Source organism: Mycobacterium sp. NPDC050551, assembly GCF_040674075.1.
In the GTDB taxonomy this organism is placed as follows: domain Bacteria; phylum Actinomycetota; class Actinomycetes; order Mycobacteriales; family Mycobacteriaceae; genus Mycobacterium.
The window spans coordinates 1,035,803-1,061,295 of sequence record NZ_JBFARC010000001.1 but is presented as its reverse complement, the minus strand read 5'-3'; the positions used below and the strand labels follow the sequence as shown (position 1 = coordinate 1,061,295).

Below are 25,493 nucleotides of genomic sequence, written 5' to 3'. Positions count from 1 at the left end.
CAGTCATGCCCCCGAAGAAGAAGGTCACCGGGCTGATCAAGCTGCAGATCCAGGCCGGGCAGGCCAACCCCGCCCCGCCCGTCGGTCCTGCGCTCGGCCAGCACGGCGTCAACATCATGGAGTTCTGCAAGGCGTACAACGCCGCGACGGAGAGCCAGCGCGGCAACGTCATCCCCGTGGAGATCACCGTCTACGAGGACCGCAGCTTCACGTTCGCGCTGAAGACCCCGCCCGCCGCCAAGCTGCTGCTCAAGGCCGCCGGCGTGCAGAAGGGCTCGGCCGAGCCGCACAAGACCAAGGTCGCCAAGGTGACCTGGGATCAGGTGCGCGAGATCGCCGAGACGAAGAAGGCCGACCTCAACGCCAACGACGTCGACCAGGCCGCCAAGATCATCGCCGGCACCGCCCGGTCGATGGGAATCACCGTCGAATAATCGACGTTGTGCAACACCGTGGGAGAGCTGGCATCGGCTCGTGAACCACGACCTCTGATACAAGGAGACCCCAATGAGCAAGAACAGCAAGGCATACCGCGAAGCCGCCGAGAAGATCGACCGCGACAAGCTGTATTCGCCGATCGAGGCCGCGAAGCTGGCCAAGGAGACGTCGTCGAAGAAGCAGGACGCCACCGTCGAGGTGGCCATCCGCTTGGGCGTCGACCCGCGTAAGGCCGACCAGATGGTGCGCGGCACCGTCAACCTGCCGCACGGCACCGGCAAGACCGCCCGCGTCGCGGTGTTCGCGGTCGGCGAGAAGGCCGAGCAGGCCATCGCCGCCGGCGCCGACGTGGTGGGCAGTGACGACCTGATCGAGAAGATCCAGGGCGGCTTCCTCGACTTCGACGCGGCGATCGCCACCCCCGACCAGATGGCCAAGGTCGGCCGCATCGCCCGCGTGCTCGGCCCGCGTGGTCTGATGCCCAACCCCAAGACCGGCACCGTGACCCCCGACGTCACCAAGGCCGTGCAGGACATCAAGGGCGGCAAGATCAACTTCCGCGTCGACAAGCAGGCCAACCTGCACTTCGTCATCGGCAAGGCGTCCTTCGACGAGAAGTCGCTGGCCGAGAACTACGGCGCCGCGCTCGACGAGATCCTGCGCGCCAAGCCGTCGGCGTCCAAGGGCCGCTACCTGAAGAAGATCGTCGTCTCGACGACGACCGGACCCGGCATCCTGGTCGACCCGGGCGTCACCCGCAATTTCGCGGAGGCGTAGGCACAACCCCTAGCTCGCGACAAGACGCAAATTGCCCCGCACGCACGGCGTGTCGGGGCAATTTGCGTCTGTTCGGCGGAGAACTGATCAGTCGCGCTCGGCGAGCCCGCGCAGCAGCGGCCCGTAGGTCGGGTGCGCGAGCGCGGAGGCGAACTGGGCCACCAGATAGTCACCCGGATTGCCGGTGTCATACCAGCTGCCCTGGATGACCTGCCCGTAGACCGCGCGGTCCTTGGCGTAGGCGTTGATCGCGTCGGTCAGGTACACCTCGCCGGTGCGGTGCTCGTACCAGCGTTTGGTCTGCTGGCGCAGTTCGTCGATGACGCCGGGGGTGATGACGTACCCGCCGATGGCCGCGTACTCCGACGGCGCATCCTCGGGCTTGGGCTTCTCGACCAGGCCGGTGATCCGCAGCAGACCGTCGTCGAGGTCCTCCTTGACGATCGGGACGCCGTAGCGCTGGGAATCCTCGGCGGCCATCGGCAGCAACGCTAGCACCGGACACGACGTCTGGGCGTAGGCCCGCATGAGCTGCTGGGCGCGCGGCACCTCGGCGACGAACACGTCGTCGGGCCACAGCACCAGGATCGGCTCGTCGCCGAACGCACGCGCGGCGTTGAGCACCGGGGTGCCGTTGCCGTAGGGCCCGTGCTGGTCGAGGTAGGTGATGTGGCCTGCGGCGGACAGCTGGCCGACCTCTTCGACCGCGTCGGCGTAGGCCGTCTTTCCGTCGTTGCGCAACTGCTCCACCAGCGCCGGGTTGGGCCGGAAGTGGTCCTGGATCAACGACTTTCCACCTGACACCACGATCGTGATGTCGGTGATGCCGGAACTGACGAGCTCGCGGACCGTGTGCTCGATGACCGGCTTGTCGCCGACCGGCAGCATCTCCTTGGGGATCGCCTTGGTCAGCGGAAGCAGCCGGGATCCGAGCCCGGCGGCGGGGATCACCGCCTTGCGGATGGTGCTGCCCATGTGTCTCCTTCTCGACGAGTACGCCCTCATACCGTCCGTCACCCCGGCGTGCTGGTCAAGCCGAGCGTGTCAGCCGCCGCACTCGGCGACCCGGCGGCGCAGGAATGCCCGCGCCGGCTCGGAGCCGTTCGCGGCGAGTGCGGCGCGATACCAGTGCAGCGCCTCGTCGGTCCGCCCGCACCGGCGCAGCAGGTCGGCGCGGATCACGGCGTGGGTGTTCGACCGGGCCCACCGGGGATCGGCGGCCACCGCGTCGAGCTCGGCGAGGCCCGCGGCGAAGCCGTCGCGGAAGCCGACGGCCAGCGCACGGTTGGCCCGCACCACCGGCGAGTCGCCGATCGACAGCAACCGGTCGTACGCGGCGCAGATCGTCACCCAGTCGGTCTGCTCCCATGTCGGCGCCGTCGCGTGCAGGCCCGCGATCACCGCCTGCGGCAGATACTGCCCATCCGAACCCGCCGCCCGGCGCAGCCGCTCCAGACCCGCCGCGATCTGGCCGCGGTCCCATCGGCTGCGATCCTGCTCCTCGAGCGGCACCACCGCGCCCGCGGCGTCCACCCGGGTGCGGCGGCGCGAATCGTGCAGCAGTGTCAGCGCGGCGAGCGCCTGGGCCTCGCGCTCGGCGGGCATCAGGTCGCACAGCTCAATGGCCAGGCGGACCCCCTCATTGCACAGTTCGTCCCTGATCGCCGACGGCCCCGCCGTGGACCAGTAGCCCTCGGTGAACACCGAGTAGATGCAGCTCAGCACGTGGGGCGTGCGCTCGGCCAGCAGTTCGGCCGGCGGCACCCGCAGCGGGATGTTCGCACTGCGAATCTTGTTCTTGGCGCGCGTGATTCGCTGACCGACGGCGGCCTCGGACTGCAGCAGCGCACGCGCGATCTCGGCGACCGTGAGGCCCGAGATGAGCCGCAGCGTCAGCGCCAGTTGTGACAGCCGGTCCAGCGCCGGATGCGCGCAGGTGAACATCATCCGCAGTTCGTCGTCGCGCACCCGGTGCGGGAGCGCGTCCGTCCGGGCGTTCATCTCGTCGACCACCGCGGCGAACTCCTTCCCGGAACGGGCCGATTCGCGGCGGAGCCGGTCGAGCACCCGGTTGCGGGCCACGGTCGTCAGCCACGCCCCGGCGTTGTCGGGCGCGCCGTCGCGCGGCCACGTGCGCAGTGCCTCGGCGCACGCCTCCTGGACGGCGTCCTCGGCGATGCCGAGGTCGCCCGACCACCGCGCGAGTGCGGCGACGGCCGGACCCCATTCCCGCCGGAAGACGCCGTCCAGTTCGGTCATGCAGCGTGGTCAGAGGCCGGAGACGCCGACCAGGCGGTGCAGATGGACGGTGGTGGCGGGGATCATCGAGGCGATCTTGACGGCCTCGTCGCGGTCGGTGGCCCGCAGCAGGTAGAACCCGCTGGCCACCTCGGCGCCCTCGGCGAACGGGCCATCGGTGAGCAACACCTCGCCGTTGCGCACGCGCACCGTGGTCGCCGTGCTCGGCGGGTGCAGCGGCGCTCCGCCGAGGATGTGCTCACCGGCGGCCCGGCCGAACTCCGCGTGCTTGCATTCGCCGCTCTCCCATTCGTCGGTGCCGGGCGTGCACGGCTGGTCGGCGGGTTCGAGCAGCAGGGCGAACCAGTCGTCGCCGATCTGCTCGGTGGGCGCCTCCCACCCGACCATCGGCCACACCTCGACGGCTCCTTCCTGGCAGGCCGGTATCCGGCGGGCGATGCCCAGCGCGTCGTCGAGGTTGTCGGCCTCGAACACGTAGTAGCCGCCGGCGACCTCGGCGCCCTCGGCGAACGGGCCGTCGGTGATCACCGGGTGGTCGGGGCCGCCGGTGATGCCGACCGCGGTGGCCGACCCGGCGAGCGCGTCGCCCGCCCTGATCGCCGCGCCGGCGCTCGTGTGGAACTCCGTGTACGCGGTCATGATGGCGGCCTGGGTCTCGGCGTCGGGTTCCTCGGTGGCCTCTGGTCCCAGCAGCAGGGCGAAGTAATGCATCGGTGACGACCTTCCCGGTAGCGAGTGCAACCCCTTCTGGTTCCACTCTCTACTGTGTCGACGAACGCCGGCGCCGGGATCCGACACAAGACGCAGAAATCCCCCGACTCTCGTCGGGGGATTTCGCGGTGACGGGCCTGACTAGGCCGCGGCGCCGGGCTTGAGGTAGGTGACCAGGCTGACGTCGATGCTCTCGTCGACGAAGTAGTACTGCGCGCCGCGCAGGTACTTCATGTAACGGTGGTAGTTCTCTTCGTCGGTCGCGGCGATCGCCTCGTCCTTGTGCTGCTCCAGCTTGGCGGCCCAGATGCCGAGCGTCTTGATGTAGTGGTTGCGCAGCGACAACGTCTCGGGCACGACGAAGCCGGCCTTCTCGCCGCGCTCGACCATCATCGGGGTGCTGGGGAGCCGGCCGCCCGGGAAGATCTCGGTGAGGATGAACTTCACGTACCGGGCCAACTCGAACGTCAGCTTCTTGCCGCGCGCCTGCAGGTCGTCGGGGTGGTACCCGACGCTGCTCTGGATCGTCATCCGGCCGTCGTCGGGCAGGATGTCGAAACACGTCTTGAAGAAGTCGTCATAGCGCTCGAAGCCGAAGTGCTCGAAGGCCTCGATCGACACGATGCGGTCGACGGGGCTGTGGAACTGCTCCCAGCCCTGCAGGCGGACGTCGTAGGTGCGGCTGGTGTCGAGCTTGCTCAGCAGCTGGTCGCAGTAGACCTGCTGGTTCTTGCTCAGCGTCAGGCCGATGACGTTGACGTCGTACTTCTCCATCGCCCGCTGCAGCGTCAGGCCCCAGCCGCAGCCCACCTCGAGCAGGGTCATCCCCGGCTTGAGGTCCAGCCGGTCCAGGTGCTGGTCGACGTTGGCGATCTGCGCCTCGGACAGCGACACCTCAGGACCCGTGAAGTACGCACAGCTGTACTTGCGTGTGGGGTCCTGGAAGACGCCGAAGAAGTCGTCGGACAGGTCGTAGTGGGCCTGGATGTCCTCGAAGTGCGGCCGCAACTCGGTTTCGGTATTCGTTTTCTCAGGCATGTTCGTGGGTGGCCTTCCTCGCGACAGGTCGTCTGCAGTGCTCCCGCGTCGGTCGTGTTGTGACCGCACGCTACCCCCGTTTCTGGGCGTCGACCTGCGAACCTACAGCGTGTCGCACACCCGGCGACGACCCGGTGTCTTGAGTCGTCGACCAGCTAGTAATCGGGAGTTTGCTGGTTGTTGAAGATCACTTCTCCAGCGTGAACTGGCAAACGTCGACGTAACCCTTCCGGAACGCGTCCGCGCAGCCGGTCAGATAGTGCATGTAGCGGTCGTAGACCTCTTCGGACTGGATGGCGATCGCCTCGTCCCGGCGGGCCTCGAGCGCGTCGGCCCAGCAGTCCAGCGTCTTGGCGTAGTGCGGCTGCAACGACTGGGTGCGGGTGAGGTTGAAGCCGGCCTTCGCGCCGTGCTCGCCGACGAGTTCGATGGTCGGCAGGTAACCGCCCGGGAAGATCTCGGTGATGATGAACTTGATGAACCGCGCGACCGAGAACGTCAGCGGGATCTTGCGTTCCACCATCTGCGGAATGGTCAGCGCGGTGATCGTGTGCAGCAGCAGCACGCCGTCGTCGGGCAGCGCCCGGTAAGCCATGGTGAAGAAGTCGTTCCAGCGGTCCTTGCCGAAGTGCTCGAACGCGCCGATCGACACGATGCGGTCCACCGGCTGGTCGAACTCCTCCCAGCCCTGCAGCAGCACGGTTTTCGACCGTGAGCTGTCGGACTCGGCGAACACCCGCTCGACGTGTGCGTGCTGGTTCTTGCTCAGGGTGAGGCCGATGACGTTGACGTCGTACTTCTCGACCGCGCGCATCATCGTCGCGCCCCAGCCGCAGCCGACGTCGAGCAGCGTCATCCCGGGCTGCAGGCCCAGCTTGCCCAGTGCCAGATCGACTTTGGCCCGCTGGGCCTCCTCGAGCGTCATGTCGTCACGCTCGAAGTACGCGCAGCTGTAGGTCTGCGACGGGTCGAGGAAAAGCCGGAAGAAGTCGTCGGACAGGTCGTAGTGTGCCTGGACGTCCTCGAAGTGCGGCTTCAGTTTGCCCGAAGGGGCCATGGTCATGCCTTTCTGGCCGTTCTGGGCTTCGCCGGCGTCTTCGATGACGCTGCAGCAAGCCCCTGCGCTCGACAGCGGATCGTATCCGATTCGCCCGTCGCGGGCCGAATCGAGAAGTGCCGCCGCTGCTCAGGCACGCTCGGCGAAGGTGGTCTTCAACTCGCCGACCACGTCGTCCCAGAGTTCTTTGGGGAGCTCGTGTCCCATTCCGTCGAACAGCACCAGACGCGCCCCCGGAATGGTCCGCGCGATGATCCGTCCGCCGGAGGGGCGCATCAATTTGTCGGCCTTACCGTGCATGACCACTGTCGGCGCGGTGATCTGCCGGTCGTAGTGGCGCAGGCTGCCGCTTCCGGTGATCGCATTGAACTGCCGGGCGATGCCCTGCGGATAGAACGCGCGATCGTAGAACGCGACGGCGTCGGCGCGCAGATCCTCGTCGGAGGAGCGGTAGCCGGGGCTGCCTATGATCTTGCTCACCCGGATCGAGTTCTCGATGATGACGTCGCGCGGAGAGTTCGGCGACGGGCCCGTGATCACCGCGAGCAGCTGCCGCGGACCCGGTGGCGGCAGGCACGCTTGGTTGTTGCTGGAGAAGATGACGGCCAACGTCTTGGTGCGCTCCGCGTGGCGGGCGGCGAAGATCTGCGCGATCATGCCGCCCATCGAGGCGCCCACGATGTGTGCCCGGTCGATGCCCAGGTGGTCCAAAAGCGCGGCGGCGTCATCGGCCATGTCCTCGAGCGTGTAGACCGACGGGCTGCGGAGCCCCAGGAAGGACCGCACCAGGTTGCCGACCTGCGAACCCTTGGTCCGCCGGCCGTCGAGGTGGGTGGACAGCCCGACGTCGCGGTTGTCGAACCGGATCACCCGGAGGCCCTGGTCGACGAGCTTCTGGCAGAAACCCTCGCGCCAGAAGGTCAGCTGCGCGCCCAGGCCCATGACCAGCAGGACTGCCGGATCGTTCGGGTCGCCCATGTCCTCGTAGAAGATCTCGACCTCACCTGGGCTGATTCCCGAGTCACTGCGTTCCTGCCCGCCGACCGCAGCTTTACCGGATCGGATCTCCATCACGCCTCGACCTCTTCTGTTGTCTGCTCCTCGCGCGAGCGCTCAACGGCCGTCTTCTCTTTGTGCTCACGGCTGATGTCCACCATGAAGTTGGCGAAATACCCGGTCAGCTGCGGATCGCTCATCATCTGCCACTTCGGTGCGAGCAGCTTCATGTAGCGCTCGACGTAGAGGAACTGCTTGCCGATCAGCACCAGCTCACGGGGCAGCTTGACGTCGTAGGCGTCGGCGAGGGTGGAGAGCTGCTTGCCGATCTCGGCATAGCTCATGTCGCCGAGTGACTTCATCGTCAGCGGCGTGGCGAACTTCTCCAGGTCCTTGGCGGCCTCGGCCTCCGGCTTCATGGTGCCGACGGCGCCCATCAGCACGACGATCTTGCCCGCCGCGGCGTGGTCCTTCGTGACCAGCAGCGCGTAGACGAGCTCGCGCAGCAGCCAGCGGGTCCGCGGGTCGATGCGGCCCATGATGCCGAAGTCGAGGAACACGATCTTGCCGTCGTCGTCGACGAAGAGATTGCCTGCGTGCAGGTCGCCGTGGAACAGCCCGTGCTTGAGGCCGCCCTCGAAGACGCTGAACAGCAGGGCCTTGACCAGCTCCGTGCCGTCGAAGCCCTGCTTGCGGATCGCGGCGGCGTCGTCGATGCGCACGCCCGTCACGCGCTCCATGGTGAGCACCCGCTCGCTGGTCAGGTCCCAGTACACCTGCGGCACCCGGATGTTCTCGCCGAGCGGGGAGGTGTGCATGTGCGACACCCACGCGTCCATCGACTGCGCCTCGAGCCGGAAGTCGAGCTCCTCGGCGAGGTTGTCGGCGAAGTCGGCGACCACGTCCTGGGCGCTGAGTCGTTGGCCGAGCTTGGCGAACTCGACCAGGCGGGCGCCGCGCTTGAGGATCTGCAGATCGGCGGCGACGCGGCGGCGGATTCCGGGCCGCTGCACCTTCACCACGACCTCCTCGCCGGTGTGCAGCGTCGCGTAGTGCACCTGAGCGATCGATGCGGAGGCGAAGGGCGTGGTGTCGAAGGACTTGAACAGCGTGGCCGGATCGCCGCCGAGTTCCTCGCGCAGCAGCTTGGCCACCTCGTCGGCGTTCGCCGGAGGCACCCGGTCGAGCAGGCTGCGGAACTCCCGCGACAGCGGTTCGCCGAAGGCGCCGGGGCTCGACGCGATGATCTGGCCGAACTTGACGTAGGTGGGCCCGAGGTCGGCGAACGTCTGGGGGATCTGCTTGACGACCTTCTCCTGCAGGGATCCGCGGCCCGCCAGCTTGCTGACGACGCGTGCCCCGGTGCGGGTGATCTGCCAACCGGTGACGCCGACGCGGGCGGCCTCCATGGGCAGCGGCACCCGGTCCAGCTTGGCGACCTCGCGGTGCTGGGTCTTTCGCGTGACACTCATAACCGCCAGTGTCTCAAAATCGGCGAGCAGGCGAAAAAGCGTGTGCAGCGGGTCACAGGGCTGACAAGTAGCCGCCCCTCGTGCGCGGAACTGCATTCCCGGCGCTCAAGGGTCGACCTTGAGCGCCGGGAATGCAGTTCCGGCGGAACTCGGGGAGCTCAGGCGAAGGTGCGCTCGACCTCGGCTCGGCTGCGCTGCGGGTCGCTGCCCGGCACGTAGGCCGGCTCGGTGTGCGGCGCCAGCGAGGGGTCAACGCCGCCGGCGACCCGCGCCTTGGCCTGCTCGAATTCCGGCGCCGGACCGGCGGCGGTGTGCAGGCCGTTGATCGCCGTCCACACCATCGCGCGCCGCGCGGCCCGTTCGACGGGGTGGGGGTTGCGGTGCTGGATCAGCTCTTTCCCCCAGCGCGGCATGGTGTCGCGCACCGCCCAGTTCAGCGCGCTCTGCGGCATCGGCAGGTTCGGGCCGGTGGCCAGTGCCGCGCCGTGGGTGACCGCGAGCCGGGGCAGATAGGACTTCAGGCACTCGAGTGTGTCGGCCTTCGTCGACGGCAGGTCGGTGCCGCCGAGTGCGTGCCCGACGCGGACGAACTCGCCGTAGTAGCGGTCGATCTCTGTGCCGCGCAACGGGTTCGGATGGTAGAGCTGGTGTGCGGTGGCGATGCCCCAGACCACCGTCGCGTAGTTCCAGCGCAGCCAGTCGGGGTCGTCGGCGTCGTAGCGGAGACCGTCGGGCCGCACGCCTTTGATGGTGTGGTGCATGGACCGCACCGTGGTGGCCAGCCGTTCTGCGGTGTCGGTGGAGCCGTAGGCGGTGCCGATGAAGAAGGCCACCGAGTGGCCGAGCCGCACCGAGGCGCCCTTCGGGTCGATCTCGGGCCGCGCCACCCCGTCGGCGTCGCGCTTCACCAGACGGGAATGGTGCATCCCCATCCAGTAGATCGACGGGTCGAGCCGCTCCATGTAGGCCGCGCACTGCAGACCGAAGATCATCGCCTCGAGGTGGGAGTGCACGTGCCACACGGCGCTGCCGGGCCCGAACCAGCCGGGATCGCCCGCAGGCCCCGCGAATTCCATCCCGCGGAAGAAGTGCCTGCGGACATCCTGGTTGAACTGGCGCTTGAGCCGGTTCTCGACGATCTGTTGGGGCAGCAGGTCCATGGTCGGCCCTCCGGGTCTGGTTACGTGTGTGACCAGATTAACGTCTGGGCACGGTTGTGACCAGATTTGCCCGATCGGCCGTAGGCTGGTCCGATGTCGAGCCCCACCCGCTGGGCCGGTGTGCCGCTCACCGACCGGCGCGTCGAGCGCCGCGGCCTGCTGGTCGACGCGGCGTTCCGGCTGTTCGGCGACGGCGGTGAAACGGCTGTGTCGGTGCGGTCGGTGTGCCGGGAGTGCGGGCTGAACACCCGCTACTTCTACGAGAGCTTCGCCGACGTCGACGACCTGCTCGGTGCCGTCTACGACAAGGTGAGTGAACAGCTCACCGCTGACGTCGAAGCCGCGATGGCGCGCGCCGGTGACTCGCTGCGCGACCGCACCCGCGCCGGCATCGCCGCGGTGCTGGGTTTCGGTTCGGCCGACCCGCGCCGGGGCCGGGTGCTGTTCACCGATGCGCGGGCCAATCCGGTACTGGCCGCCCGACGGGAGGCGGCCGTCGACCTGCTCCTCGAACTCGTGCTGACCGAGGGTTGGCGGCTGCAGCCCGGCACCGACCCGGTGGCCGCGCGCGTCGGTGCGGCGATGTACACCGGGGCGATGGCCGAGCTCGCCCAGCAGTGGCTGACCGGCCGCCTCGGCGACGACCTCGACGCCGTGGTGGACCAGGCGTTGCGCCTGGTCCTCGACCGGTAGGGGTCAGGCCACCGTCGGCGGGCGCCACCGCGGCGCCCAGTCGGTCTCCGGCCACTCTTCGCGAGCGGCCATCAACTCGTACATCGTTGCGCCGTCTACAGATTCACGGATGATGTCGGCGTGGCCCGCGTGCCGGGCGAGTTCCTCGATGAGGTGCATCGCCACCCAGCGCACCGACCAGTGATCGATGTCCTGCGGGAACCACGGGACATTGCGCGGTACGGGCACGAGGGCGTCGAGGTCCATCTCCCCGAACACCCGCAGGATCTCGGCGTTCTGCGCCTTCAACTCCTCGAGAAGTTCCTCCAGTGTCTCGTCCTCACGCATCACGTACTGATCCTGGTAATCGGCCATCTGCTCCTCCATCGGCCGCGGGTCGGGCGGCGGGAAATCGGGAGCATGGGTGGCGCGCTCGGTCCAGCCCTTCTGCACCCCGGCGGCGTGTTTGACCAGCCCGCCGATCGACAGCGCACTGACCGACGGCGTGGCGCGGGCCTGCTCGTCGGTCAGGCCGTACGCCGCGGACAGGAAGGCGTTCTGCTGGAACGCAAGGAATTCGATCAGAGCCTGACGTTCGTCGGCAACGGGCGGTGGCATTCCGGGCATCGGGTCAGGCCTCTTTCGTGTGGGTGGAGTGTGCGTAAAGGTCGCGGATGCAGGCGATTTCGGCGCCGTGGTGGATAACCTCCCGGTTGATGTGCAACACCAATTCCGCCATCGAGCGTTCAGCGTAGGGCCCTTCGGCGGGACCGCACGGCCGGTCGAGGCCATCTTCGCCGAGTGTGCGCACCCCGTCGATCCAATTCCGGTAGGCCTCGTCGAGTTGCCGCAGCGCCGTGGCGGCATCTGTGGCGTAGGTCCACGATGCGTAGTCGGCGGGCGGACCGCCGAAGTGATTGTGGTTGCGCACGGCGAACACACCGACGATGACGTGGGCCAGCCGCCAGGCGATCGTGGTGAACGGCTCCGGCTGCGGGGGCGGATAGCTGAAGTCGATGCCGCCGTCGCGGTGCACCGTCCAGCAGCCGGGTACCGGCTCCCAGAAGTACTCGTCGTCGGTGAGTCCGTCCAGGCGCGGGCGCAGTGCAGTGGTCCAGTGGTATTCGAGCTGATCGGTCAGGACCGAGTTCAGGCTGGTTCGGGTATCCATGGCATCAGCCTCGCAGCGTTATAGGACTGTTTCGGTCCTAAGAGTGCGGCACGATGGTGAACATGGCGGAAACGACGAGCCGTGTGCTCCAACTCCTGGGCCTGCTGCAGGGCCGGCGGGTGTGGACCGGCGACGAGCTCGCCGACCGGCTGGGGGTGACCGCCCGGTGCGTGCGCCGCGACATCGACCGGCTGCGTGAGCTCGGCTACCCGGTGCACGCCAGCAAGGGCCACGGCGGCGGATACCAACTGGGCGCCGGGGCGGCGTTGCCGCCGCTGCTGCTCGATCCCGAAGAAGCCGTCGCGATGGCGGTCTGCCTGCGATTGGCCGCGGGCGGCAGTGTCGCCGGTGTCGGCGAGTCGGCGCTGCGCGCGCTGAGCAAGCTGGATCAGGTGATGCCGGCGCGGCTGCGCTCACAGGTGTCGGCGGTGCACGAGACGACGGTGACGCTGACGTCGGGAACCTCGGACACCCCGGTCGAACCCGACGTGCTGATGACGCTCGCGCGGGCCTGCCGGGACCGCGAGCACGTCACCGCCGGCTACGTCGACCGGGCGGGCACCGCCACCTCCCGCAGGCTCGAGCCGTACCAACTGGTCACCACCGGGCGGCGCTGGTACCTGCTCGCCTTCGACCGCGACCGGCAGGACTGGCGCAGCCTGCGGCTGGACCGGATGGCCGACGTCCGCGCGCTCGGCAGCACGTTCGCTGCGCGTGATGCGCCCGACGCCGCCGACTACGTGCGACGGGCGATCAGCTCATCGCCCTACCGCTACGTCGCCCGGATCCGCTTCGCGGCATCCGAAGCAACTCTGCGGCAACACTTCTCGGATGTATCAGCGGTCGTCGAGGCCGACGGGCCGGACGCCTGCATCGTCACGGCCGGCGCCGACGACCCCGCGCGCATGGCGGTGTACTTCGCGATGGTGGGCGTCGACTTCGAGGTGCTGGATCCGCCGGAGGTGGCCGAGGCGGCGGCGGTGGTCGCCGACCGGTTGCGCCGCGCCGCCGGAGGAGTCAGATGAGGTCCAGCCGCTCGATCAGATACAGGAACGAGGCGGCGAACGGGCTGTCGGCGGTGTCGGCGCGCACGCGGTCCCAGTCGACCTGTTCGCGGACCGCACGCACCGCGGGCAGCAACGCCGCGAAGTCGCAGCGGTGTTCGTTGAGCGAGTTGAGTTTCTCGGTCAGCACATGCGTGGGTGGCAGCACGCGCATCCTGATCGCGAGCACGTCGAGTTCCTCTCCGGCCTCGACGGTGTGGTGCTTGATCGGGACGCCGTTGAGCGCGTGCAACACGTCGATGACGAAGTCGCTGCCGACGCAGGCCTTGAACAACCAGTCCTCGGGCGTGCGTTCGATCCGGAATCCGGCCTTCTCCAGTGTGGACGCCGCGGCCTCGGTGTCCGGTTCGGCGACCACGAAGTCCACATCGTGGACGGGTTCGGGCCCGCCGTACGCCCAGAGCGCATAGCTGCCTGCCAGCGCGAAGTCGGGTCCGTCCGCCCGCAGCGCGGACGCGGCGCGCCGGAGCGCGTCGCGTAGGTCGTCGTTTCGTGCAGCCAAGGATCTACTTTCGGGTGTCTGCGGTCAGGCCGGTGCGGGTAACAAGTACCCATGCGGATGGCCACCTTCAACATTCTGCACGGACGCAGTTTGCGTCACGGCGACGTCGACCTTGGACGGCTGGCCGATGCCGTGCGGGAACTCGACCCCGACATCCTCGCGCTGCAGGAGGTGGATTTCGACCAGCCGCGGTCGGGCAAGGCCGACCTGACCGCCGTCGCCGCCGAGGCGATGCGTGCGGTCAGCCACCGGTTCGTCGCCGCCATCGCCGGTACCCCCGGCGCGACCTGGATGGCGGCCACCGGCCGCGAACAGCCCGGCACGGCCGCCTACGGCATCGCGCTGCTGTCCCGGTTTCCGGCCGAGACGTGGCAGGTGGTCCGGCTGCCGCGGATCCCGGTGCGGTTCCCGATGTACCTGCCCGGCCCCAACCGCGTGCAGATCGTCAACGAGGAACCGCGCGCGGCGATGATCGGCAGGCTCGACACGCCGCTCGGACCGCTCACCGTCGCCAACACCCACCTGTCGTTCGTGCCGGGCTGGAACCGGGCGCAGATGCGGCGGCTGGTGCGCGACCTGCGCGGGTTCGACGGGCCGCGGGTGCTGATGGGCGACCTCAACATGACCCCGCCCACGCCGAGCCGCTGGTCGGGATTCCGGCCGCTCGGCTCGGCGCTGACATTCCCGGTGGACCAGCCCGACCGCCAGCTCGACCACATCCTGACCGACGACCACACACTGCGCGTCGACCGCGCCTTCGATGTCGCACTGCCGATATCGGACCACCGCGCGCTCGTCGTCGACATTTCCCGAGGGTGACGCCGTAGGGTGCGGTGGTGCACGTCACCTCCGCGGAGTCGACGGAGCTGTTCGTCGGGCCGCCCGGCGCGCCGCTGCAGATCGTCCGTGTGAGCTACACCGGCGGCGGCGCCGGACTGATCGCCGTCGAGGGCGACCGGTTGGCCGGCGAGGTGCACGTCGCGTCCACCGACGGCACCGCCGAGGTACCGGTCGCGGTCGAGGATCCGGTGCCCGGCGAGCAGCGTGCCGCGAAGGCGGGGGACACCGAATTCGTCTTCACCGTCGCCGAACCCGGCTGGACGATGTACATGATCAGCCACTTCCACTACGACCCGGTGTGGTGGAACACCCAGGCCGCCTACACCAGTCAGTGGACCGAGGACCCGCCGGGGCGATGCAGGCAGACGCACAGTTTCGATCTGGTGGCCGCCCACCTGGAGGTGGCGCGTCGTGAACCGGAGTACAAGTTCGTGCTCGCGGAGGTCGACTACCTCAAGCCGTACTGGGACACCCACCCCGAGGACCGCGCCGACCTTCGCGCCATGATCGCCGACGGCCGCGTCGAGGTGATGGGCGGCACGTACAACGAGCCGAACACCAATCTCACCAGCGCCGAGACGACAATCCGTAACTTCGTGTGCGGTAACGGTTTCCAGCGCGATGTGGTCGGTGCCGGCCCCGCGACCGCATGGCAGCTCGACGCGTTCGGCCATGACCCGCAGTTCCCCGGCATGGCCGCCGACGCCGGCCTGACGTCGAGTTCCTGGGCGCGCGGCCCGCACCACCAGTGGGGTCCGATGGCCGACGACGGCGATCCCGAACGCATGCAGTTCAGCAGTGAGTTCGAATGGATCGCGCCGTCCGGGCGGGGACTCCTCACGCACTACATGCCGGCCCACTACGCGGCGGGCTGGTGGATGGACTCCGCTCCGTCGCTGGCCGAGGCGGAGGCCGCCACCCTCGACCTGTTCACGAAGCTGAAACGGGTCGCGTTGACCCGCAACGTGTTACTGCCCGTCGGCACCGACTACACCCCACCCAACAAGTGGGTCACCCAGATCCACCGCGACTGGGCGGCCCGCTACTGCTGGCCGCGGTTCGTCTGCGCCCTGCCCAGCGAGTTCTTCGCCGCCGTCCGTGCCGAACTGAGCGATCGCGGGGTCGAACCGTCGCCGCAGACCCGCGACATGAATCCGATCTACACCGGCAAGGACGTGTCGTACATCGACACGAAGCAGGCCAACCGCGCCGCCGAGGACGCCGTGCTCGACGCCGAACGCTTCGCGGTGTTCGCCGGCCTGGTGGGCGGCGCCACCTATCCCGAGGCGGCGCTGGCCAAGGCCTGGGTGCAGCTGGCGTACGGCGCCCACCACGACGCCATCACCGGCTCGGAATCCGACCAGGTCTACCTCGACCTGCTGACGGGCTGGCGCGATGCGTGGCAACTCGGTACCACTGTGCGTGACAACGCGCTGATGCTGCTCTCGCGAGCCGTGAGCGACCACACCGGACCGGACGGCCGGTCGGTCGTGGTGTGGAACACGTTGACCCACAACCGGGATGACGTGGTCACGGTGCGACTTGCGGAGCCGGTCGGTGCGGGTGTGCGCGTGCTGGACACCGACGGCGCCGACGTGCAGGCACTCGTCGAGGACGGCGGCCACACCGTCAGCTGGCTCGCCCGGGACATGCCGTCACTGGGATGGCGGTCCTACCGGCTGGCGGATGCGGCACACACCGCGGCGTGGGAACGGCTGCTGGGCAACATCATCAGCAACGAGCACTACCGGTTGCGGGTCGACCCCGCGCGCGGCGGAGGGGTGAACTCCCTCGTCGAGGCGGAATCGGGGCGGGAACTGATCGCGGCGGGCGCGGTCGGCAACGAACTCGCCGTCTACGACGAGTATCCCGCGCATCCGAAGTCGGGTGAGGGACCGTGGCATCTGCTGCCCAGTGGAGCGGTGGCCGGGTCGTCGGCGGCGGCCGCCGAGGTGACAGCGCTGCGCAGCGCCCTGGGTGAGCGGATCGTGGTGCGCGGCAACGTGGCCGGTATTCTCCGCTACACCCAGACGCTGACCCTGTGGCGCGGTGTCGACCGGCTGGACTGCCGCACGACGATCGACGAGTTCACCGGTGCCGACAAGCTGCTGCGGTTGCGCTGGCCGTGCCCGGTGCCCGGAGCGCTGCCGGTCAGCGAGGTGGCCGACGCGGTGATCGGGCGCGGCTTCGGACTGATGCACGACCGCGGTGCCGACACCGCCGTCGACTCCGCACAGCATCCGTGGACGCTGGACAACCCGGCATACGGCTGGTTCGGCCTGTCGTCGGCGGTAAGGGTGCGGATCGGTGCACAGGTGTGCCCGGTCGGGGTCGCAGAAGTGGTCACCCCGGCCGAGTCCGTCAGCGGCCGGACCGCCCGCGACCTGATCGTCGCGCTCGCCCGCGCCGGTGTGACCGCGACCTGCAGCAGCGCCGACAAACCCCGCTACGGCGACCTCGCCGTCGACTCGAATCTGCCCGACACCCGGATCGCACTCGGTGGCCCGGACGACAATGCCTTCACTGCAACGGTTCTCAACGCCGCCGACCCCTCCTACAGCGAGGAGTTCGAGCGACAGCTGCGGGCGACGGGCGCGGCGCGCGTGTGGGTGCCCGCCGCCGAACCGCTGACGACCGCCTGGGTGCCCGGCGCCGACCTGCGCGCCGTGCAGGCGCTACCGGTGCTGGTCGTCGCAGGCCCGGGCGCCGTCGCCGCACTGGTCGACGACCTGTTCGACGCCGAGATCACCGTCGACCAACAGGCCGCCGTCACCGCGGCGCCCTTCGAGTCGCACACCGTGGCGGTGCTCAATCGCGGTGTTCCCGGCTTCGCCGTCGACCCCGACGGCACCCTGCACACCTCACTGATGCGGTCGTGCACCGGCTGGCCGTCGGGCACCTGGATCGACCCGCCGCGGCGCACCGCGCCCGACGGCTCGAACTTCCAACTGCAGCACTGGACGCACACATTCGACTACGCCTTTGTATCCGGACCCGGCGACTGGCGTGATGCCGGCATACCCGCGCGCAGCGCCGCGTTCTCGCACCCGCTGCTCGCCGTCGCCGGTCACGGCGAGCCCGACGGCGGACTGCCGCCTTGGGGGTCGCTGCTGACGGTCGAACCCGCAGCCTCGGTGACGCTCGGGGCGGTCAAGGCGGCGGGCAACCCGCTTGCCGCAGGCAGCGTGCGGCCGGCCGACCCGTCGACGGGTGTGGTGCTCCGGCTCGTCGAAACACGCGGCGGCACCGCAGATGTGGTGTTGCACTCCGGGCTGCGCACGGTGTCGGACCCCGCCCGCGTCGACCTGCTCGAAGAGCCCCTCGGCCCGTCGACCGACAGCGACCGGCTGCGGCTGCACGGATTCGAGATCGCGACGGTCTCGACGCGGCTCAACCTGCCGCGGGTGCTGGACGGCGAGCCGACGGCGCTGGTGTCGGAAGCCGAGGCCGCCCAGCCGCTGTTCGCCAGGTACTGGTTGCACAACCGCGGGCCCGCCCCGCTCGGCGGGCTGCCCGCCGTCGCCCACCTGCACCCCGACCGCGCCACCGGCGAACCGGGCGCCGCGGTGCGGCTACGGCTCACCGCCGCCAGCGACTGCACCGACGCAGCTCTGCACGGCCACGTCCGGCTCGTCATGCCCACCGGCTGGACGGCCGAACCCGCCGAGCTGCCGTTCGTGCTCCCGCCGGGCGAGCACCTGGCCGCCGACGTCGTCGTGCGTGTGCCCACCGATGCCGGGCCCGGTCTGTACCCGGTGCGCGCCGAGCTGGCCGTCACCGGTGCGGACGTCGGTCACATCCCCGAATCATGGCGCCAGACAGTCGAAGACGTCTGCATCATCGAAATCGGCCCGGCCTCGGACACCGGTCTGCTGCGGCTGGTCGTCGAACCCTCGCCGGTCGACATCGTCGCGGGGGAGTCGGCGACGTTGTCGGCGACCGTGGCGTCGAATGCGCTCGCCGGGCTGTCCGTCGAGGCGCACCTGATCAGTCCGTGGGGGACGTGGGAGTGGATGGGGCCCGCCGCGCTGGGCGCCGACGTGCCGGCGTCGGGCTCGGCGGAGCTGTCCTTCGACGTGCAACCTCCGGTCTGGGTCGACCCGGGCGAGTGGTGGGCACTGATCCGCGTCGCGGGTGCAGGCCGGCTGCTCTACACACCCGCGGTGAAGGTGGTGGTCCGATGAGCGTCGCCGCGACCGTCGGTGGCAGCACCGTGCGCACCGAGGAGATCGACGAGCGCGAATCTCTGCTGCGCGGCCGCACGCCCGCGTCGGCCCTGCCGAGGCCCGGCACGAGTGAAGGCCGCCAGCTGCGCCGCTGGCTCACCCAGCTGCTGGTGACCGAGCGGGTGGTGGCGGCCGAGGCGCAGGCGCGCGGGCTGACCGCAGACCGTGCCCCCGGTGAGGCGGATGTGTTGCCGGACAACGCGGCTCGCCTCGACATCGGTAGCGTGGCCGCGGCCGTGCTTGCCGACCCGCTGGCGCGGGCGGTGTTCGCCGACGTCACCGCCGCAATCGTCGTCTCGCCCGCGGAGGTGGCTGAGTACCACGCGCGCAACCCGATGCGCTTCGCGGACTCCGCAGGCGGGCCCGGCTGGCGTTCCCGTCCCGCGGCGGCGCCGGCGCTGTCCGCGGTCAGGCCGGCGATCGAGGCCCATCTGCTGGCCGCCGCCCGGCGCAGGGCGTTCCGGCACTGGCTCGACGCCCGGCGCGCCGAACTCGTCCGGCTCGCACCGGGATACGAGCACCCCGGTGATCCCCGCCAACCCGACAACACCCACCGCCACTGATGGCTTCGACATCCCCCGGTCGCGTCGCTCCTGCCCGCCGGCTCACGATGGCGCTCGACATCGGCGGCACGAAAATCGCCGCGGGCCTGGTCGACGACGAGGGGACGCTGGTGCACCAGGCGAAGCTGCCGACGCCACGCACCGACGCCGAGGCGATCTGGAACGTGGTGGACGAACTGATCGACGGCGCACTCGCCGCGGCGGGCGGCGGTGTCCGCGGCGTGGGCGTCGCCTCGGCCGGTCCCATCGACCTGCCTGCCGGCACCGTCAGCCCCATCAACATCACTCTGTGGCAACGCTTTCCGATCGTCGAGCGGGTCGCCGCCGTCACCGGCGCCCCGGTGCGTCTCGGAGGGGACGGCCTCTGCATGGCGATGGGGGAACGGTGGCGCGGCGCGGGCCAGGGCGCACAATTCCTGCTCGGCATGGTGGTGTCGACCGGGGTGGGCGGCGGGCTCGTACTGGACGGGGCGCCCTACGACGGTCGCAGCGGCAACGCCGGGCACGTCGGACACGTGGTCGTCGACCCTGAGGGCGCGCTGTGCTCGTGCGGGGGACACGGCTGCGTGGAGACCGTCGCCGCCGGTCCGCGGATGGCCAGGTGGGCCCGCGAACACGGCTGGGATGCGCCGGCCGAAGCCGACGCGAAGGAACTCGCCGACGCCGTCGTCGCGGGCGATCCCGTGGCCCAACGGGCCTTCCGACGCGGCGCGACCGCCGTCGCGGCGATGATCGCGTCGGTGGCCGCGGTGTGCGATCTCGACCTCGTCGTCATCGGCGGCGGCGTCGCCAAGTCTGGTCCGCTGCTCTTCGACCCGGTCCGCGAGGCGCTGACCCACTACGCCGGCCTGGACTTCCTGCGCGCAGTCCGCGTGCTGCCCGCGCAGCTGGGCGGCGACGCGGGGCTGGTCGGCGCGGCCGCACTGTTGCGGGACGCCTGAAATGCCTGCCACCCCGGCCTCGCACGGAATAGTGCCGCGCCCGCGGGTGTCATAGAGGCGGCGGCGAAAGGGCTCACATGCGTGTCGGAGTGGTGTTTCCCCAGACGGAACTGGGCGGGGACGTCGGCGCGGTGCGCGCCTACGGGCAGGCGGTCGAGGAACTCGGGTACAGACACCTACTGGTGTACGACCACGTGGTCGGCGCCGATCCCGCCGTGCACACCGACTGGAACGGCCCGTACGACATCGACACCACGTTCCACGAACCCTTCGTGATGTTCGGGTTCCTGGCCGGCGTCGCGCCCGCTCTGGAACTCGTCACCGGCGTGATCATCGTTCCGCAGCGACAGACCGCGCTCGTCGCCAAGCAGGCCGCCGAGGTCGACCTCCTGACGCAGGGGAAGTTCCGGCTCGGCGTCGGCATCGGCTGGAACGCCGTCGAGTACGAGGCCCTCGGCGAGGACTTCGGCAACCGCGGCAAGCGTTCCGAGGAGCAGATCGAGCTGATGCGCCGGCTGTGGACCGAACGCAGCGTCACCTTCGACGGCCGACACCACCGGGTGACGGGCGCCGGGCTGGCGCCGCTGCCGGTGCAGCAACCGATCCCGGTGTGGATCGGAACGGCGTCCGAGCGCGGCTACGAACGGGCCGGCCGCATCGCCGACGGCTGGTTCCCGATGGTCGCGCCGGGGCCGCGGCTCGACGAGGCGCGCGGCATCGTCGTCGACGCCGCCATCGCGGCAGGCCGCGACCCCTCGACGATCGGGATGGAGGGACGGGTCAACTGGACCGGCGACGCCGACCGGGCCGGCGCGCAGTTGGCGGCATGGGCCGAGGCGGGCGCCAGCCATCTGTCGGTGAACACCATGGGCGCCGGTCTGCGCACCGTCGACGACCACCTGGCGGTGCTGGCCGAGTTCGCGACGCTGCACGCCCCGGCCTGAGGCACGCGCCACTCGTCCGGGGCCCTCGCCGGGGAGCGGAGACGGCGTTTTGGCTGATCGGCGGGCGGCGCGCTATTCTTGGCGGCGTTCCACCGAAGACCGTCGGTCACCGAGCAATCGGTTGAAGGTCCGGAGGGATCTGTTGGCCTCGCGCAAGCGGTTCATCAGACCCCCGGCGGCCCACGCAGGAGGACGAGGCACCAGTACTTTCTGCGCCCCGACCTGTCTGCGTCGGGGCGTTCGTCGTTTCCGGCCCTCCGGCGGTATGCGGGTGAACACCCGACACCCACCACAAGGAGGCATGCATGGCCAAGGCTGAGAAGGCCACGGCGGTTGCCGACATCGCCGAGCAGTTCAAGGAGGCGACGGCCACCGTCGTCACCGAGTACCGCGGCCTCACGGTGGCCCACCTCGCCGAGCTGCGTCGCTCGCTCGGGGAGTCCGCCACCTACACCGTCGCGAAGAACACCCTGGTCAAGCGCGCCGCGAGCGAAGCCGGTGTCGCCGGTCTCGACGAGCTGTTCGCCGGGCCGACGGCGATCGCGTTCGTCAAGGGCGAACCGGTCGATGCCGCCAAGGCGATCAAGAACTTCGCCAAGGATCACAAGGCGTTGGTCATCAAGGGCGGCTACATGGAAGGCCGCGCGCTTTCCGTCGACGAGGTCAACCGCATCGCGGACCTCGAGTCGCGCGAGGTGCTGCTGGCCAAGCTGGCCGGCGCGATGAAGGGCAACCTCGCCAAGGCCGCCGGCCTGTTCAATGCGCCCGCATCGCAGGTCGCCCGGCTCGCCGCAGCACTACAAGAGAAGAAAGCGGCCGAAGAGTCCGCCGCCTGACCACCAACCCCACCAGCCAGTAAAGAAATCAGGAAGGAACCACCATGGCCAAGCTCTCCACCGACGAGTTGCTCGACGCGTTCAAGGAAATGACGCTGCTGGAGCTCTCGGAGTTCGTCAAGCAGTTCGAAGAGACCTTCGAGGTCACCGCGGCCGCCCCGGTCGCCGTCGCCGCCGCGGGTGGCGCTGCCGCGCCGGCCGAGGCCGCCGAGGAGCAGTCGGAGTTCGACGTCATCCTCGAGGGTGCCGGCGAGAAGAAGATCGGCGTCATCAAGGTCGTCCGCGAGATCGTGTCCGGCCTTGGCCTCAAGGAGGCCAAGGATCTGGTCGACAGCGCTCCCAAGCCGCTGCTCGAGAAGGTCACCAAGGAGGCCGCCGAGGAAGCCAAGGGCAAGCTCGAGGCCGCCGGCGCTTCGGTCACCGTCAAGTAAGACCGTTTCGTCTGTGGGGCCGTCCCGATTTTCGGGGCGGCCCCGCAGTCGTTTCCACGGCCGGTCGACCCGCCGGTGCGAACTCCGCGAATGTCGCTGGGAGGGCGTTGTCGGTGCCGGTAACTGTGCGGATACAAACGCGGTAGGCTGCTCCGGCGTGCGCTACAGTGACTCAAGCCACAGGCGGGGAGCGCGTGGCGATGACTAGGTCTGGCGGAAGGATCGCAGGTGGGCATTGGCATTCAGGTTGAGGGACTGACGAAGTCCTTCGGGCCCCAGCGAATCTGGGAGGACGTCACGTTCGACCTCCCGCCCGGTGAGGTGAGCGTGCTGCTCGGCCCGTCGGGTACCGGTAAGTCGGTGTTCCTGAAGTCGCTGATCGGGCTGCTGCGGCCCGAGCGCGGCAGGATCATCGTCGACGGCACGAACATCATCGAGTGCACCTCCAAGGAGCTCTACGAGATCCGCACGCTGTTCGGCGTGATGTTCCAGGACGGCGCGCTCTTCGGCTCGATGAGCCTCTACGACAACACCGCTTTCCCGCTTCGTGAGCACACGAAGAAGAAGGAGAGCGAGATCCGCAACATCGTCATGGAGAAGCTGGAGCTGGTCGGTCTGGCCGGTGACGAGACCAAGTTCCCCGGCGAGATCTCCGGTGGTATGCGCAAGCGCGCCGGGCTGGCCCGCTCGCTGGTGCTCGACCCGCAGATCATCCTGTGCGACGAGCCGGACTCCGGTCTGGACCCGGTGCGTACGGCCTACCTGAGCCAGTTGCTGATCGACATCAACGCCCAGATCGACTGCACGATCCTGATCGTGACGCACAACATCAACATCGCCCGCACGGTGCCCGACAACATCGGCATGCTGTTCCGCCGCAAGCTGGTCATGTTCGGCCCGCGTGAGGTGCTGCTGACCAGTGACGAGCCGGTGGTGCGGCAGTTCCTCAACGGTCGTCGCCTCGGCCCGATCGGCATGTCGGAGGAGAAGGACGAGTCGACGATGGCCGAGGAGCAGGCCATGGTCGATGCCGGTCACCACGACGGTGGTGTCGAGGAGATCGTCGGCGTCCCGCCGCAGGTGTCCGCGACTCCGGGTATGCCCGAGCGCAAGGCCGTCGGCCGGCGTCAGGCACGGGTGCGCGAGATCATGGGGTCGCTGCCCGAGGCCGCGCAGGAGGCCATCCGCGAGGATCTCGAGGGCACGAACCAGGGCCGGAGCGAGTTCGGCGACGAACCGACGTCGCGCCATCATCGCAGCCACGAGGACGACGCCCCGACCGCCTCCATCCCGGTCGCCCGGGAGCGCTAGAACCTGTTTCACGCAGTCGCCGCGCGGTCCGTCGGACCGCGCGGCGATTGCATTGTGTGAACCCCGTCGCCGGACCCCGCGCTCGGATACCGTTGCCGCGTTCGCCCGGGAGAGGGGGAGCCGATGAGGCTCGATCGCTGCGCGGCCTGGCTGGGCGCCGGAGCGCTGAGCGTGGGACTCCTGCTGGGCACCACCGCCGTGGCCGCCGCGAACCCGGGATCCGGCTCGACGACGTCCTCGGAGTCATCGAAGTCGTCTGAGGCAGAAGCGGATTCGACACCCAGCGCGGACAAGAAAAAGAAGACAGCCGGCGTACGGGACCGGCGGCGTGGCATCCCTAGGGCGAAGGTATCGGAAACCGCCGCAGGCACCGCCCGCGACGACGACGCCGACCGTCCGGCGCGTGACGACGACGACGCCGACCGTCCGGCGCGTGACGACGAGGCCGACGGGGGTGTCGATGGGGAGGCGTCGCCGGACCCATCGGACGAAGCGACGCCGCCGCCCGACGAGCCCGACAAGCAGCCCGCCGACGAGCAGCCCGTCGTCGAGCAGACACCTGCGGGCCTGACCGGACACACCCGACGCGATGCGGCCGGTGCCACGGCGGTCGGGGACGCCGGCCCGCCGCCCACCCGCATCAGTGCGGTCCGCGGCGTCGCCCCGCCCCTCGAGGCGCAGACGGCGGTCGGCACCGCACCGGTCATCACGGCGGCCCTCGTCGCGCCGTCGACGATCGACGACGCCGTGGCGCCGGCTGTCGTCGACGAGGTGCCGGTCGTCGAGGACGCTCCGGCCGTCGGGACCGCCGAGCTGGCCGTCGCCGTCACCGCCGCGCCGTCGACGCACAGGATGATCTCGCCGATCGAGGCGATCGGGACGTTCCTCTTCAACCTGGTCGCCTTCGTCGGCCAGGCCCTGATCCCGGCGCCGTCCATCCCGGCAGGAAGCAGCGTCACTATGGGTCGCTCGACGCTGGAGATGCCGTGCGGCTGCGGTCAGACCGTCGACGCGACGTGGTACTTCCCGCACGACCCCGAGAATCCTGAACCGGGCGCCGAGCCACCCCGTGGCGTCATCTATCTGCAGCACGGCTTCTTCCGCAACGACCGGGCGGTGTCCGCGCTCGCGATCGCGCTCGCCGAGCAGACCAACAGTGTGGTGGTGACGCCCACGATCACCTCCAACTTCTTCGCCGGTGACGGCTGCTGGATCAACGGGGAACCGATGCAGCACGCGGTCGCCGACCTGTTCGCCGACCGCACCGCGCTGACCGCCAGCGCCCAGGCGGCGGGCTGGGTCGGCGCGCTGCCCGAGCAGTACATCCTGGCCGGGCATTCGGCGGGCGGCGGCCTCGCTGTCGCGGCGGCGGGCTACGCCAGAGATGACGAGAACCTCGCCGGCGTCATCCTGTTCGACGGCGTCTCGGCGGGCGACGACATGACCCGCGCACTGGCCGCCCTGGCGGGCACCGACGTCCAGGTGCTCCAGATCGCCTCGCCCGACGGAGTGTGGAACAACTTCGGCGCCAGTACCGCGGACCTGGTAGCCGCCCGGCCCGGTGAGTTCGTCGGGGTCCGCATCGCCGGCGGATCGCACATCGACGCCGAGGGCCGCAGTTCCGACCTGCTCGCACGGCTGCTGATCGGCGTCCCGCGCCCCGAGAACGTGCGGGCGGTGCAGGTCATCGCCGCCGAATGGGCGAACACGCTCTACGGGCCCGCTCCGGTCGTCGGGGTGTCCGGCCCCGTCGGCGGTGCCAGGGTCGTCGTGCTCGGGTCAGGCGCGGCGGTCGAGGCCTGACCCGCCGGGTCGTCGGCCGCCGGTTCGCTGCTCACCACCGGATTCGTCGCAGGAAACGGCGTGTGAACCCTTGACGGAACGGCCCCGACGGGCCAATGTGTTGGGCAGCATGTTGTACGGGTCGAGGACGCCAGCCAGCGCCCAGCCAGCCCCAGCGTGCGACGGATATGGGCCTGTTGAGGAATGCGCCGTCCTGCGCTATTGTTGGACGTTGCGCTGGCTGCATCCTGCCCACCTCACCTGCACCTGACACCCGCCTGGCCTGAGCCCCGTTTAGCTCA

General features: G+C 69.5%; 24 protein-coding genes. 13 read left to right on the top strand and 11 right to left on the bottom strand.

What is annotated here, in order from left to right:
- The first annotated feature begins 5 nt into the window (after nucleotides 1-5).
- A complete protein-coding gene (rplK, locus tag AB0K11_RS05090) occupies nucleotides 6-434 on the top strand; it encodes a 50S ribosomal protein L11 (RefSeq protein WP_264011688.1) in 429 nt (142 codons plus the stop codon).
- 73 nt (nucleotides 435-507) lie between these two features.
- Nucleotides 508-1,215 (top strand): 50S ribosomal protein L1, encoded by a 708-nt coding sequence (gene rplA, locus AB0K11_RS05085; RefSeq protein WP_364972906.1) that lies wholly within the window; start codon nucleotides 508-510, stop codon nucleotides 1,213-1,215.
- Nucleotides 1,216-1,302: 87 nt separating this feature from the next.
- Here the strand turns inward: rplA and AB0K11_RS05080 are convergent, their stop codons facing one another.
- The 8 genes from AB0K11_RS05080 to AB0K11_RS05045 all read right to left on the bottom strand — a co-directional run bounded on the left by AB0K11_RS05080 (nucleotide 1,303) and on the right by AB0K11_RS05045 (nucleotide 9,908).
- On the bottom strand, nucleotides 1,303-2,190 hold the full coding sequence (locus tag AB0K11_RS05080) for a UTP--glucose-1-phosphate uridylyltransferase (protein WP_364972904.1): 888 nt from the start codon (nucleotides 2,188-2,190) through the stop codon (nucleotides 1,303-1,305).
- A 69-nt stretch (nucleotides 2,191-2,259) separates the two neighbouring features.
- Nucleotides 2,260-3,474 (bottom strand): sigma-70 family RNA polymerase sigma factor, encoded by a 1,215-nt coding sequence (locus AB0K11_RS05075; protein WP_364972902.1) that lies wholly within the window; start codon nucleotides 3,472-3,474, stop codon nucleotides 2,260-2,262.
- Between the two features lie 9 nt (nucleotides 3,475-3,483).
- Entirely contained in the window at nucleotides 3,484-4,185 is a 702-nt protein-coding gene (locus tag AB0K11_RS05070) for a YciI family protein (protein WP_364972899.1), read from the bottom strand.
- Nucleotides 4,186-4,326: 141 nt separating this feature from the next.
- Nucleotides 4,327-5,223 (bottom strand): cyclopropane mycolic acid synthase family methyltransferase, encoded by an 897-nt coding sequence (locus tag AB0K11_RS05065; RefSeq protein ID WP_364972897.1) that lies wholly within the window; start codon nucleotides 5,221-5,223, stop codon nucleotides 4,327-4,329.
- A gap of 187 nt (nucleotides 5,224-5,410) precedes the next feature.
- Nucleotides 5,411-6,280, bottom strand: a complete 870-nt coding sequence (locus AB0K11_RS05060; RefSeq protein ID WP_364973744.1) for a cyclopropane mycolic acid synthase family methyltransferase — start codon at nucleotides 6,278-6,280, stop codon at nucleotides 5,411-5,413.
- Nucleotides 6,281-6,409: 129 nt separating this feature from the next.
- Nucleotides 6,410-7,258 (bottom strand): alpha/beta hydrolase, encoded by an 849-nt coding sequence (locus AB0K11_RS05055; RefSeq protein ID WP_364973742.1) that lies wholly within the window; start codon nucleotides 7,256-7,258, stop codon nucleotides 6,410-6,412.
- Between the two features lie 92 nt (nucleotides 7,259-7,350).
- Nucleotides 7,351-8,748 carry an AarF/ABC1/UbiB kinase family protein gene (locus AB0K11_RS05050; protein WP_364972894.1) on the bottom strand — a complete coding sequence of 466 codons (1,398 nt, stop codon included), beginning with the start codon at nucleotides 8,746-8,748 and terminating at the stop codon, nucleotides 7,351-7,353.
- A gap of 158 nt (nucleotides 8,749-8,906) precedes the next feature.
- Complete coding sequence (locus AB0K11_RS05045) at nucleotides 8,907-9,908, bottom strand: oxygenase MpaB family protein (RefSeq protein WP_364972891.1); 1,002 nt, start codon at nucleotides 9,906-9,908, stop codon at nucleotides 8,907-8,909.
- Nucleotides 9,909-10,001: 93 nt separating this feature from the next.
- Here AB0K11_RS05045 and AB0K11_RS05040 point away from each other — a divergent pair, with 93 nt between their 5' ends.
- Nucleotides 10,002-10,601, top strand: coding sequence for a TetR/AcrR family transcriptional regulator (locus tag AB0K11_RS05040; protein ID WP_364972888.1), 600 nt, complete (start codon nucleotides 10,002-10,004; stop codon nucleotides 10,599-10,601).
- A 3-nt stretch (nucleotides 10,602-10,604) separates the two neighbouring features.
- On the opposite strand, the gene AB0K11_RS05035 is transcribed toward AB0K11_RS05040, so the two are convergent.
- Together AB0K11_RS05035 and AB0K11_RS05030 are read right to left on the bottom strand one after the other, a co-directional pair.
- Complete coding sequence (locus AB0K11_RS05035; protein WP_364972886.1) at nucleotides 10,605-11,207, bottom strand: DinB family protein; 603 nt, start codon at nucleotides 11,205-11,207, stop codon at nucleotides 10,605-10,607.
- A gap of 4 nt (nucleotides 11,208-11,211) precedes the next feature.
- Nucleotides 11,212-11,751, bottom strand: coding sequence for a DinB family protein (locus tag AB0K11_RS05030; RefSeq protein WP_364972884.1), 540 nt, complete (start codon nucleotides 11,749-11,751; stop codon nucleotides 11,212-11,214).
- 62 nt (nucleotides 11,752-11,813) lie between these two features.
- Here AB0K11_RS05030 and AB0K11_RS05025 point away from each other — a divergent pair, with 62 nt between their 5' ends.
- On the top strand, nucleotides 11,814-12,776 hold the full coding sequence (locus AB0K11_RS05025) for a YafY family protein (RefSeq protein WP_364972882.1): 963 nt from the start codon (nucleotides 11,814-11,816) through the stop codon (nucleotides 12,774-12,776).
- Here the strand turns inward: AB0K11_RS05025 and AB0K11_RS05020 are convergent.
- Entirely contained in the window at nucleotides 12,769-13,317 is a 549-nt protein-coding gene (locus AB0K11_RS05020) for a hypothetical protein (RefSeq protein ID WP_364972880.1), read from the bottom strand. The two genes, AB0K11_RS05025 and AB0K11_RS05020, sit on opposite strands and share 8 nt — an antisense overlap.
- Nucleotides 13,318-13,368: 51 nt before the next feature.
- Here AB0K11_RS05020 and AB0K11_RS05015 point away from each other — a divergent pair, with 51 nt between their 5' ends.
- The 9 genes from AB0K11_RS05015 (at nucleotide 13,369) to AB0K11_RS04975 (ending at nucleotide 25,212) form a co-directional block, all read left to right on the top strand.
- Complete coding sequence (locus AB0K11_RS05015; RefSeq protein WP_364972877.1) at nucleotides 13,369-14,136, top strand: endonuclease/exonuclease/phosphatase family protein; 768 nt, start codon at nucleotides 13,369-13,371, stop codon at nucleotides 14,134-14,136.
- 17 nt (nucleotides 14,137-14,153) lie between these two features.
- Nucleotides 14,154-18,341 (top strand): NEW3 domain-containing protein, encoded by a 4,188-nt coding sequence (locus AB0K11_RS05010; protein WP_364972874.1) that lies wholly within the window; start codon nucleotides 14,154-14,156, stop codon nucleotides 18,339-18,341.
- Nucleotides 18,338-18,946 (top strand): malonyl CoA-ACP transacylase, encoded by a 609-nt coding sequence (locus AB0K11_RS05005; RefSeq protein WP_364972871.1) that lies wholly within the window; start codon nucleotides 18,338-18,340, stop codon nucleotides 18,944-18,946. The genes AB0K11_RS05010 and AB0K11_RS05005 overlap by 4 nt, the downstream gene beginning before the upstream one ends.
- Nucleotides 18,946-19,887 (top strand): ROK family protein, encoded by a 942-nt coding sequence (locus tag AB0K11_RS05000; RefSeq protein ID WP_364972869.1) that lies wholly within the window; start codon nucleotides 18,946-18,948, stop codon nucleotides 19,885-19,887. Before AB0K11_RS05005 ends, AB0K11_RS05000 begins: the two co-directional genes overlap by 1 nt.
- 77 nt (nucleotides 19,888-19,964) lie before the next feature.
- On the top strand, nucleotides 19,965-20,831 hold the full coding sequence (locus AB0K11_RS04995; protein ID WP_364972866.1) for an LLM class F420-dependent oxidoreductase: 867 nt from the start codon (nucleotides 19,965-19,967) through the stop codon (nucleotides 20,829-20,831).
- Nucleotides 20,832-21,136: 305 nt separating this feature from the next.
- Complete coding sequence (gene rplJ / locus AB0K11_RS04990) at nucleotides 21,137-21,667, top strand: 50S ribosomal protein L10 (protein ID WP_264011667.1); 531 nt, start codon at nucleotides 21,137-21,139, stop codon at nucleotides 21,665-21,667.
- Between the two features lie 44 nt (nucleotides 21,668-21,711).
- Entirely contained in the window at nucleotides 21,712-22,098 is a 387-nt protein-coding gene (gene rplL, locus AB0K11_RS04985) for a 50S ribosomal protein L7/L12 (RefSeq protein WP_264011666.1), read from the top strand.
- A gap of 228 nt (nucleotides 22,099-22,326) precedes the next feature.
- Nucleotides 22,327-23,409, top strand: coding sequence for an ATP-binding cassette domain-containing protein (locus AB0K11_RS04980; RefSeq protein WP_364972862.1), 1,083 nt, complete (start codon nucleotides 22,327-22,329; stop codon nucleotides 23,407-23,409).
- Between the two features lie 123 nt (nucleotides 23,410-23,532).
- Complete coding sequence (locus tag AB0K11_RS04975; RefSeq protein WP_364972859.1) at nucleotides 23,533-25,212, top strand: hypothetical protein; 1,680 nt, start codon at nucleotides 23,533-23,535, stop codon at nucleotides 25,210-25,212.
- Nucleotides 25,213-25,493: the final 281 nt, after the last annotated feature.